General features: G+C 69.6%; 7 protein-coding genes. 6 read left to right on the top strand and 1 reads right to left on the bottom strand.

What is annotated here, in order from left to right:
• The first annotated feature begins 10 nt into the window (after window positions 1–10).
• From NMK34_RS02115 to NMK34_RS02105, 3 genes are all read left to right on the top strand, one after another.
• Entirely contained in the window at window positions 11–295 is a 285-nt protein-coding gene (locus NMK34_RS02115) for a helix-turn-helix domain-containing protein (protein ID WP_318331989.1), read from the top strand.
• Window positions 296–306: 11 nt separating this feature from the next.
• Window positions 307–1,770: a tyrosine-type recombinase/integrase gene (locus NMK34_RS02110; protein ID WP_318331988.1), complete on the top strand. Its 1,464-nt coding sequence runs from the start codon at window positions 307–309 to the stop codon at window positions 1,768–1,770.
• Between the two features lie 107 nt (window positions 1,771–1,877).
• On the top strand, window positions 1,878–2,684 hold the full coding sequence (locus tag NMK34_RS02105; protein WP_318331987.1) for an HAD-IB family hydrolase: 807 nt from the start codon (window positions 1,878–1,880) through the stop codon (window positions 2,682–2,684).
• Window positions 2,685–2,697: 13 nt separating this feature from the next.
• Here the strand turns inward: NMK34_RS02105 and NMK34_RS02100 are convergent, their stop codons facing one another.
• Window positions 2,698–3,444 carry an oxidoreductase gene (locus NMK34_RS02100; protein WP_135242913.1) on the bottom strand — a complete coding sequence of 249 codons (747 nt, stop codon included), beginning with the start codon at window positions 3,442–3,444 and terminating at the stop codon, window positions 2,698–2,700.
• A gap of 222 nt (window positions 3,445–3,666) precedes the next feature.
• Here NMK34_RS02100 and acs point away from each other — a divergent pair, with 222 nt between their 5' ends.
• The 3 genes from acs (at window position 3,667) to NMK34_RS02085 (ending at window position 11,431) form a co-directional block, all read left to right on the top strand.
• Complete coding sequence (gene acs / locus NMK34_RS02095; RefSeq protein WP_318331986.1) at window positions 3,667–5,655, top strand: acetate--CoA ligase; 1,989 nt, start codon at window positions 3,667–3,669, stop codon at window positions 5,653–5,655.
• Window positions 5,656–5,888: 233 nt separating this feature from the next.
• Window positions 5,889–8,672: an immune inhibitor A domain-containing protein gene (locus NMK34_RS02090; protein WP_318331985.1), complete on the top strand. Its 2,784-nt coding sequence runs from the start codon at window positions 5,889–5,891 to the stop codon at window positions 8,670–8,672.
• Window positions 8,673–9,028: 356 nt separating this feature from the next.
• Window positions 9,029–11,431, top strand: a complete 2,403-nt coding sequence (locus NMK34_RS02085; RefSeq protein ID WP_318336250.1) for an immune inhibitor A domain-containing protein — start codon at window positions 9,029–9,031, stop codon at window positions 11,429–11,431.
• The last annotated feature ends 7 nt before the right edge of the window (window positions 11,432–11,438 follow it).

Genomic DNA, 11,438 nt, shown 5'->3' with positions numbered 1-11,438 from the left:
GGGGGAAATCTTGTCCAACGTCGTGCCAATCGAGCTGCGGCAGGCCGGCCCTTGGATGGGCGAAGCCGCCTCCGAGGTCAAGCCGGTCCGTGCCGTCTACACGGTCAAGGAGGTGGCCGCGATGCTGTCTCTCTCGGTCAGCTCGGCCTACGCCCTGGTCCGGGCCGGGCAGATTCCCGCCGAGCGTCTGGGGCGCCGCTGGGTGGTGCCGCGCAGCCGCTTCCACGCCTGGCTGGACGGTGCGGCCGGCGGGCTTTCGGCGACCGGGACCGACTCGCCGCGTGGGGGTTGGTGACCGTGGGCTTCGTGAGCAAGACGCCGGCCGGGACCTACCGGGCGAACTGGCGGGATTCGGCCAACCGACAGAAGGCCAAGACGTTCCGCACGAAGAAAGAGGCGAACGCGTACCTCGCTGAGGTGGAAGGCGCGATCAACCGGGGCACGTACGTCGACCCGCACGCCGGGCGGATGCGGTTCGGCGAGTTCGTGACGCGGTGGCTGGCCGGGCGGTCGGTGGAGGTTCGGACGGCCGAGCGGACGGAATCGATGCTGCGGGCGCATCTGCTGCCACAGTGGGCGGAATGGCCGTTGGCGCGGATCGACTACCTGGCGGTGCAGGAGTGGGTGACGAACCTGGGCCGGACCTTGGCGCCCTCGACGACGGCTAAGCACCTCGGCATGCTGTCGATGATCCTGCAGACGGCGATCCGGGCGCGGCTGATCGCGGTGAACCCGTGCGAGGGGGTGCGGATGCCGCGAAACCGGGCTGGTGAGGCTCGCGCCGGCACGATCAGCCGAGAGGTCTTCCTCGGCCGGCTGCTGCCTGCCGTGCCGGCCGAACACCGGGGGATCGTATGCGCCGCCGCCGGGGCGGGACTGCGCTGGGGTGAGTGCGCGGGCCTGCCCTGGGAAGCGGTCGACCTCGACCGAGGGCTGGTGCACATCGCCCAGGTGGCGGTCGAGACCCACGGCGGGGTCGTGCTGCGGGCGCACCCGAAGACTCGGGCCGGCGTGCGCGCGGTGCCGATGCCGCAGTTCCTCGTCGACGAGCTACGCCGGCGGCGCGGGGCCGGCTCGCCGGACGGCCGGGCGCTGGTCTTCGCCGACCGGGACGGCGGGCCGCAGCGGCGGTCGAACTTCCGGCGCCGGGTGTGGCTGCCGTCGCTGGTACGGGCCAGCCTGCTCGGTCGCGTGACCGAGGTGGCGCCGGGCCGGTGGCTGGCGGTATGGCCGGACCGGGACGGGCGGGAGCAGCGGACGGAGTTCGCCACGGAGGCAGCGGCGGTTGCGCACGCGGCGGCCTCGGCGGTCGGCGGGCTGCGGTTCCACGACCTGCGGCACTCGTACATCACGTGGCTGGTGACGGACGGGGTGCCGGTCAACGTGGTGCGGAGGGTGGTGGGCCACGAGAAGGCGTCGACGACGCTGGACCGGTACACCCACACGCCCGACGACTACGCCGATCGGGTCCGGCTGACGTTCGCTGACGATTCGCTGACTTTCCGCCCGACGCCGCACCCTGCCGACCCGGAGAACGCATCTCCACCTGCGCCAGAAGAGGAAGCCGCAAAGGGACGACCCCCGTCGGGGGGAGACGGGGGTCGTCTTGTGGTTCGGCTCCGGGGGGGTCGAGCCGAACCGACTCAGCGGTTACGGGGGGTGCAACCGCCGAGGCCAATCGGCGCCGGGTATGCGAACTCCCGTCGCGAGGACAAGCATGCCGCAGTCGACCCTTATACGTCGAGTGTTGTTCACTCCACGCAAAGCTAAATTCATCGATAGCTACCTGTGACCGCCGTCACTCCACCGGGTGCTCATCGGCTTTCGCGACCCGGGCGGACGCCTCGACGCCTCCGGTCGGGCTAGACTTTCGCGCCGTGGGCCGTAGCGCCGCTTTCTTCGATCTCGACAAGACCGTCATCGCCAAGTCGAGCGCCCTGGCGTTCGGTCGGCCGTTCTACCGGGACGGGCTGATCACTCGGCGTGACGTGGTCAAGTCGGCGTACGCGCAGTTGATGTTCCGGCTGGGCGGCACCGACGAGCAGACCATGGCCCGCACCCGGGACTACCTCGCCACGCTCTGCAAGGGCTGGCCGGTGGAACAGGTCCGCCAGATCGTCGCGGAGACACTCCACGAACTGATCAACCCCTACGTGTACGCCGAGGCGGCCGCCCTGATCGAGGAGCACCAGGCCGCCGGGCGGGACGTGGTGCTGGTCTCCGCGTCCGGCGACGAGATGGTCCGGCCGATCGGTGAGCTGCTCGGGATCACCGACGTGATCGCCACCCGGATGGGCGTGGTGGACGGCCGCTACAGCGGCGAGGTCGAGTTCTACGCCGCCGGCCCGAGCAAGGTCGAGGCGGTCAGCCAACTGGCTCTGGAGCGCGACTACGACCTGGCCGACTCGTACGCGTACTCCGACTCGTACTCCGATCGGCCCCTGCTGGAGTGCGTGGGGCATCCGACGGTGGTCAACCCGGACCGGGCGCTGCGCAAGCTGGCGGTGGAGAACGCGTGGCCGGTGCTGGAGTTCCGGCACCCGATCCCGCTGGGCCGCCGGCTGCGTGAGCGGCCGGCGGTGCCGGTCGCGGCGGCGGCGCTCGGCGTGGGCGTCGGCGTCGCCATCGGCATCGCCTGGTACGGCCGGCACCGTCGCACCCGCGCCGCCGCACCCACCGCCTGACACCCCGCGCCCGTCAGGACGCGGCGAGGATCTCGTCTCCGATCAGCGTGATCTGGTCGGCGCCGACCTCCACCGCCGTCATGTAGTGCCGCAGCCAGGAGCGCAGGCCGTCGGGCGTGCCGGTGGCGAACGCGCCGGCCGCGCCCACGTACTCCGGTTCGCGCTCGCGGTGACCGACGTCCACCGCGACCAGCCCGCGGGGGTCGAACCCGGTGGAGATCAGCACCAGCCGGGCGGCGGCGCGGGCCACCACCCCGGACGGGCCCGGGAACGGACGCAGGTTCAGCAGCTCACCGTGCACGACGGCGGCCAGCACCAGCGGTGGCACCTTGGTGCCGCCGGCGACCAGGGCGGCCAGTCCGTCGAGGCGGGCCGCGACCACCGGGTCGGCGACCGGCCGGCCCAGTTCCTCCTCGGTCACCACGTCGCGGGCGGCGAGTACGTGCAGCCGGGCCATCACCTGCCGGGGTGCCTTGGGCCAGAGGTCGCTCAGTCCGGGTAGCGCCCCGGCGACCCGCAGCGCGCCCTGGAGCACCGGGTCGGTGACGGTGCCGGCGCGTACCTCCTCGCGGTCGTGGACGCGGCCCTCCAGAGCGGCGCTGGCCACGGCGGAGCGGAGGCTGACCTCGGCGGCGACCTGGCCGCCCTGGCGGCGCAGCGCGCGGTGCCGGTGGGCCAGGTCGACCCGCTCGCGGGCCTGCTCGACGGCGGTGGCGACGTCGGCGAGCGCGAGCAGCGGGGCGAGCGGATCGGTGGTCACCCCGTCACGCTAGCGACCGCCGGGCTCCCCCCAAGCCCGGGGTTGTTAATAAGGGGCCCTTCCTCTACCGGAGGCGTTAATAAGGTGCCCTTCCTTGCACCTCGGCGCGAGGGGAGGGCCACTGGGCGCGCGGTGAGGGGCCGGGCGGTCGCGGGCGGGGTACGGCGGGACTAACCTTCCCCGGAGTAGGAGACGCAGGTCACGCGACGAAGGAGTCACCGCATGAGCGAGGCATTGGCCAACTTGCTGAACGAGACGCGCCAGTTCCCGCCGCCGGCTGAACTCGCCGCGAACGCCAACGTGACCGCCGAGGCGTACGAGGAGGCGGCCGGTGACCGGCTCGCCTTCTGGGAGCGCCAGGCCGGCCGGCTGGCCTGGGCCCAGCCGTGGGAGCAGGTGCTCGACTGGTCGAACGCCCCGTTCGCGAAGTGGTTCACCGGGGGCAGGCTCAACGTGGCGTACAACTGCCTGGACCGGCACGTCGAGGCGGGCCTCGGCGACAAGGTGGCGATCCACTGGGAGGGCGAGCCGGGCGACACCCGTACGGTCACCTACGCCGACCTGCACAAGCTCACCTGTCAGGCGGCGAACGCGCTGACCGAACTGGGCGTGACCGCCGGTGACCGGGTGGCGATCTACCTGCCGATGATCCCGGAGGCGGCGGTGGCGATGCTCGCCTGCGCCCGGATCGGCGCCACGCACAGCGTGGTGTTCGGCGGCTTCTCCGCCGACGCGCTCACCAACCGGATCCAGGACGCCAGCGCCAAGGTGGTGATCACCGCGGACGGCGGCTTCCGCCGGGGCAAGCCGTCGGCGCTCAAGCCGACAGTGGACGAGGCGGTGGCGAACTGCCCGTCGGTGGAGCACGTGCTGGTGGTCCGGCGTACCGGTGAGGAGGTCGCCTGGTCGGCGAAGGACCACTGGTGGCACGAGACGGTGGAGACGGCGTCGCCGGAGCACGAGGCGCAGGCGTTCGACGCCGAGCACCCGCTGTTCATCCTCTACACCAGCGGCACGACCGCCCGGCCGAAGGGCATCCTGCACACCACCGGCGGCTACCTGACCCAGGCGTCGTACACCACGCACGCGGTGTTCGACCTGAAGCCGGAGACGGACGTCTACTGGTGCACCGCCGACATCGGCTGGGTGACCGGGCACTCCTACATCGTGTACGGCCCGCTCTCCAACGGCGCCACCCAGGTCATGTACGAGGGCACGCCGGACACCCCGCACAAGGGCCGGTTCTGGGAGGTCGTCGACAAGTACAAGGTGACCATCCTGTACACCGCGCCGACGCTGATCCGCACCATGATGAAGTGGGGCGAGGACATCCCGGCCGGGTACGACCTGTCGTCGCTGCGCCTGCTCGGCAGCGTCGGTGAGCCGATCAACCCGGAGGCGTGGATCTGGTACCGGCAGCACGTCGGCCGCGGCGAGCTGCCGGTGGTTGACACCTGGTGGCAGACCGAGACGGGCGCAATCATGATCTCGCCGCTGCCCGGTGTGACCGAGGCGAAGCCCGGCTCGGCGATGAGCCCGCTGCCCGGCATCGTCGCCGACGTGGTCGACGACCAGGGCCAGTCGGTGCCGAACGGCGGCGGCGGATACCTGGTGCTGAAGGAGCCGTGGCCGTCGATGCTGCGGACGATCTGGGGCGACGACAACCGGTTCCTGGAGACGTACTGGTCCCGGTTCGGCGCGGGCGCGAACACCGGCGACGAGTGGGTCTACTTCGCCGGTGACGGCGCGAAGAAGGACGACGACGGGCACATCTGGCTGCTCGGCCGGGTGGACGACGTGATGCTGGTGTCCGGCCACAACATCTCCACCACGGAGGTGGAGTCGGCGCTGGTCAGCCACCCGTCGGTGGCGGAGGCGGCGGTGGTGGGCGCGACCGACCCGACCACCGGCCAGGCGATCGTCGCGTTCGCCATCCCGCGCGGCAGCGCGGAGATCTCCGGTGACGCGGGCGAGCAGCTCATCGCCGAGCTGCGCAACCACGTGGCGAAGACGCTCGGCCCGATCGCCAAGCCGCGGCAGATCATGCTGGTGCCGGAGCTGCCGAAGACCCGCTCCGGCAAGATCATGCGCCGGCTGCTGCGGGACGTGGCGGAGAACCGGTCGCTCGGCGACGTGACCACGCTCCAGGACTCCTCGGTGATGGAGTTGATCTCGTCCGGGATGAGCGGCGGGAAGTCCGACGAGGACTGACGCCGACCGACGACGAGGGGGCGGGCCGCCGGACGGTCCGCCCCCTCGTCGCATCCGGGATCCGCGCCGGTCGATCGGGGGAGCCGGGACTGACCTGATCGGCCAGAGGGCCTGATCAACTCTGTCGATGTCGCTCGTCGTCGGTTACGTTCAGCCAGCCGGCGGATTTCGACGAGCGTCACTGAGACGGCCGGTCCCTCACCATTCCCTACGAACGGAGTGGCATGCTCCCCATGTCGCAGCACAGGGCACGGCGACGCTTACTCGTCGCACTGCCCGCCATCGCGCTCGCGGCCACGTCGCTGACCGTGACGGGCAGCGCGGCGGCTCAGCCGGCCCGGTCCGCACCGGTCACGATCGGGGCGGACGAGCACTACATCAACTACGCCGAGCCCGAGGTCCAGCCGGACACCGGCGGCAAGGAGGTCAAGGGCCGCGACGGCATCTTCTCCTCGCCGGCGGACGAGGCCCGCGCCTACGACCGCAAGTACGCCGGGGGTAACCCGATCGCGGCGCGTGAGCTGGCCAAGCTGGAGGCCAAGTCCATCCGGACCGGCCAGAGCCCTCGCAAGATCAAGAAGGCGAAGAGTACGCAGACCGCCAAGCTGCTGACGCTGCTCGTCGAGTTCAACGACCAGGCCAACGACGACTTCACGAACGTGATGGTCCCGAAGACGGTGTTCGAGGACCGCACCTGCGTTCCCGGCACCGTGCAGAACGGGCCGCGACACAACACGATCCCGAACCCGGCCACGCTGCCGCACAAGGACAACAACTCGATGTGGGTGCCGGACTTCTCGCCGGCCCACTACGACAAGATGCTGTACAGCAAGAAGGGCATCACCGAGCGGGTCCGCAAGGATCTGAAGGGGCCGGACGGCAAGCCGGGCATCAGCCTCGCCGGCCGGACCATGCACAACATGTACCTGGAGATGTCCAAGGGCGCGTACACCGTGGACGGGCAGGCCAGCCCGTGGATCACGGTGCCGCACTCGGAGGGCTGGTACGCCGCCTCGCGCTGCTTCCAGGACGAGAACGGCAACTGGGTCGCCGGGCGTGAGCAGTCGATGAACGGCCACCCGGACAACCCGCAGGGTGCCGGCCGGCTCGCCACCGACGCGATCGACGCGCTGGCCGCGGCCGACCCGGACTTCCCCTGGGCCGACTACGACATCGAGGACCAGAGCGACCGCGACGGCGACGGCAACTACCACGAGCCGGACGGCGTGATCGACCACCTGGTGCTGGTGCACGCCAACCAGGGCAAGTCCCGCGGTGGCGGCGACGTCGGCATCTACTCGGTCTGGGCGCACTCCTCGACCGTGGCCGGTGGCTACACGATCCCGGGCACCAACCTGAAGGTGTCGAACTACATCGTGCAGCCGGAGGACGCCGGCGTCGGCGTCTTCGCCCACGAGTTCGGGCACGACCTGGGCCTGCCGGACCTATACGACACCTCCGGCAACGCCGACTCCGACGTGGACTTCTGGGATCTGATGGCGTCCGGCTCGCACTCCGGCGAGATCTTCCAGGCGCTGCCCACGCACATGGGCCTCTGGGACAAGTGGGTGCTCGGCTGGGCCGAGCCGAAGACGTTCGGGCCGGGTGACCGGTCCAAGCTGGTCAAACTCGGGCAGACGTCGCGTACGCCGGTCGGCACCGAGGACGGCATCAAGATCGACCTGCCGGACAAGGTGATCTCGCTGGCGACACCGCACAGCGGCTCGAACATGTGGTACTCCGGCGCCGACCAGAACTGGGCCGACGTCAAGCTCAGCCGCACGGTGACCGTCCCGAACGCCGCGGACGCGAAGTTCTGGATGTGGAACAACTACGTCATCGAGGCGGACTGGGACTTCGGCTTCGTCGAGGTCTCCACCGACGGCGGCGCCACCTGGAACGAGCAGAAGGTGTACGCCGAGGGCGGCGCGCTGGTCTCCACGAACGACGGCTACGCCGACCCGAACGGCCGCATGGTCGACTTCGGCAACAAGAAGTACGGCCTGACCGGCAGCACGGACGGCTGGCGGCACGACTACGTCGACCTGTCGTCGTACGCCGGGCAGACCGTGCAGGTCCGGCTGCGGTACGCGACCGACGAGGCGTTCGTGGAGCGCGGCTGGTTCGCCGACGACTTCTCGGTGACCGGCGGCGGCGCCACCACCTGGAGCGACGACGTGGAGAGCGGCGCGGCGGGCTGGACCCAGACCGGCGGCACCTTCACCGACACCAGCGGCGCGGGTTGGTACATCGACTCGGGCACCCAGGTGAAGTCGCACTACTACCTGGCCGAGTGGCGGAACTTCGACGGCTTCGACAAGGGCCTGAAGTACACCTACGACACCGTCTACTCGCACGAGGCCTGGAAGGTCGACCGGATCGCGTACAACGCGCCGGGCATGCTGGTCTGGTACCGGGACACCCAGCTCGGCGACGTCAACCACGTCACCGCGCAGATGACCGCGCTGCCCAGCTACGGCGCCAAGGGCGGTCTGCTGATCGTCGACTCGCACAACGACCCGCTGCGCCGCAAGGGCGTCGCGGCCGAGAAGGATCCGTCGGTGCTGAAGAACCTGCCCAGCCGGCCGCAGTCCTCCAACGCCGCGTTCGGCCTCAAGCCGACGTACCCGTTCAAGGAGTGCCTGGAGGCGGCGGACGAGCCGTACAGCGAGTACTGCACGAAGTTCGGCCCGCAGGCTCCGGTGCGCGGCTTCACCGACGCCAAGGGCTGGTACCCGGGCATCGAGATCCGTGACGGCGCCGCGTACTCGCGGGACAACGACGCCTCGGTGGTCATCCCGTCGCGGGGCAACCAGCAGTACACGACCCGGGTGGTGAACCCGGACGGCACTCCGGCGACGGACTACTACGGTTCGACGCTGGGTGGCGGGGCGATCGTGCTCGGCACCGGCAACCCGGGTGACGCGGGCGTCCAGTACGGCGTCTCGATCATCATCAAGCGGGCCGCCAAGGACAACTCGTACGCCCAGGTGTACGTGGTTCCGCCGCGCAACTGAACGGTACGGTCAAACCGGAACCGGAATGACCGAAAAATGATCTGAACGGCATCGATGGGGGAAGGGCCGGGAGCGTGAGTGCTCCCGGCCCTTCCGCGTAACCAATTGATCCATGACTGTCACTGCACTGCATGATCGACGCATCGCTGCTGGTCAACGGCTCGGTGGCGGTGCGGCGTGTGACGGCGGAAAGCATCCCCAACAAAAAGTTGCTACAAATCGACGCACACATCTTCCCACCAGTCGCAGCAGTGTCTATGTTCACCCTTGGTCCCACTAGTGGGACGTTCCACCGGCCCGTACCCCCAGTTGGGCCGGTTCCCTCACACCGGAGGTACCACGTGCGCAAAGTCGCAGTGGGTCTGCTCGGGCTTTCGCTGACCGCGACGGGGCTGATGGCAGGCACGTCCGCCAGCGCCGCGCCGACGCTGAAGCTGCCGGCCGCCGCTCCGTCGGTGGCCGAGCCTGCGCAGGCTGAGCACGACCTGCCCAACCCGCTCGAGGAGAAGCGGCGCGCGCTGCGCCAGGAGGGCCTGAGCGAGGTCCTGTCCGGCAGGGCGAAGGCCCAGAAGATCAACGGCAGCACGGTCGTCAAGGTCGGCGAGCGGGCTGCCGAGGGTGCCGCGGCGGGCAGGTCCGCCAAGAGCACCAAGGCCGGCAAGGGTCCGACCAAGGACCAGTACGTCGAACTCTCCCGCGAGCGGACCGACAAGATCTTCGTCATCCTCGCGGAGTTCGGCGACGAGCGGCACCCGAACTACCCGGACCAGGACACCGACCCGGACACCCCGGGCCCGTCCCGGTTCGACGGTCCGCTCCGTAACCAGATTCCGCAGCCCAACCGGGCGGTGGACAACTCGACGGTGTGGCAGGCCGACTACAGCGCCGACCACTACCGGCAGCTGTACTTCGGCACCAACCCGGGTGACGAGTCGCTGAAGCAGTACTACGAGGCCCAGTCCTCGGGTCGGTACAGCGTCGACGGCGAGGTCACCAACTGGGTGAAGGTGCGGTACAACGAGGCTCGCTACGGCCGCTCCGGCGGCTACCCGTGCGCCTCGAACGTCTGCACCAACACCTGGGCGCTGGTCCGCGACGCCGCCAACCAGTGGGTCGCCGACCAGAAGGCGCAGGGCCGCTCCGACGCGGAGATCGCCGCGGACGTCAAGGCGATGGACGAGTGGGACCGGTACGACTTCGACGGCGACGGCAACTTCAACGAGCCGGACGGCTACATCGACCACTTCCAGATCGTCCACGCCGGCGGTGACGAGGCCGACGGTGACCCGTACCAGGGTGAGGACGCCATCTGGAGCCACCGGTGGTACGCCTTCGCCAGCGACCAGGGCAACACCGGCCCGGAGAACTTCCCGGCCGGCGGCACCCAGATCGGCAACACCGGCGTCTGGATCGGTGACTACACCATCCAGCCGGAGAACGGTGGCCGCAGCGTCTTCTACCACGAGTACGGCCACGACCTCGGTCTGCCGGACGACTACAACGTGGTCAGCGGCGGGGACAACAACAACGAGCACTGGACCCTGATGGCCCAGAGCCGGCTCGGCGCCAAGAACGACGGCGGCATCGGCGAGCGCGGTGGCGACCTCGGCGCCTGGAACAAGCTCCAGCTCGGCTGGCTCGACTACGAGGTCGTCGTGGCCGGCCAGAAGCGCACCCTGGAGCTGGGCCCGCAGGAGTACAACTCCAACAAGGCCCAGGCCGCCGTGGTGGTGCTGCCGCAGCGGGAGTACACGTTCCAGAACGGCAAGCCGTTCGAGGGTACGAAGCAGTTCTTCTCGGGCAACGACGACGACCTGAACACCACGATGACGCGCACTGTCGACCTCACCGGGAAGACCAGCGCCGCGCTGTCGATGAAGGGTCGCTACAGCATCGAGGCGGACTACGACTACCTGTTCTTCGAGGCGTCCACCGACGGTGGCCAGACCTGGACCTCGCTGCCCGGTACGGCCAACGGCACCCCGCTGAAGGAGATCTCCCCCGGGCGCTACGCCCTGGACGGCTCCAGCAACGACCAGTGGGTCGACGTCAACATCCCGATGGACGCGGTCGCCGGCAACGTCGTGCAGTTCCGGCTCCGCTACCAGACGGACGGCGGTGTCTCCGAGGGCGGCTTCTACGGTGACGCGATCACCGTGACCGCCGACGGTCAGACCCTCCTCACCGACGGCGCCGAGGCCGGTGCCAACGGCTGGACCCTCAGCGGCTTCAGCATCGTCGAGGAGACCTACACCCGTAAGTTCGACAACTACTACATCGCCGGCAACCGGTCGTACGTCTCGTACGACAAGTACCTCAAGACCGGCCCGTACTTCTTCGGCTACGCGAACACCCGCCCGGACTACGTGGACCACTACGCGTACCAGGAGGGTCTGCTGATCTCCTACTGGAACCTCCGGTTCGCGGACAACGACACGTTCGCGCACCCGGGTGAGGGTCGGAACATGATCATCGACGCGCACCCGCGGCCGATCTACAACCTGACCGGGGCGCCCTGGCGGGCCCGCGTCCAGGTCTACGACGCGCCGTTCAGCCTGAAGAAGGCCGACTCGTTCACGCTGCACCTCAACAGCCAGCCGCAGTACATCCGCGGCCAGGCGGCGCAGCCGCTGTTCGACGACACCAAGCAGTACTGGTACCCGGAGCTGCCGAACCACGGCGTCAAGCTCCCGGCCACCGGCACCAAGATCAAGGTTCTGGAGCAGAACGGCACCTCGCTGAAGGTCCGCTTCTCCTGATCCACTG

It is taken from the genome of Micromonospora sp. BRA006-A (genome assembly GCF_033433935.1).
GTDB classification, from domain to species: Bacteria; Actinomycetota; Actinomycetes; order Mycobacteriales; family Micromonosporaceae; genus Micromonospora; species Micromonospora aurantiaca.
The sequence above is the reverse complement of the archived record's forward strand: the minus strand, read 5'-3'. Positions and strand labels throughout refer to the sequence as shown.

Coding starts and splice junctions, on each gene's coding strand:
- acs (WP_318331986.1), top strand. CDS start 3,667: ATGAGCGAGGCATTGGCCAACTTGCTGAACGAGACGCGCCAGTTCCCG.
- NMK34_RS02090 (WP_318331985.1), top strand. CDS start 5,889: ATGTCGCAGCACAGGGCACGGCGACGCTTACTCGTCGCACTGCCCGCC.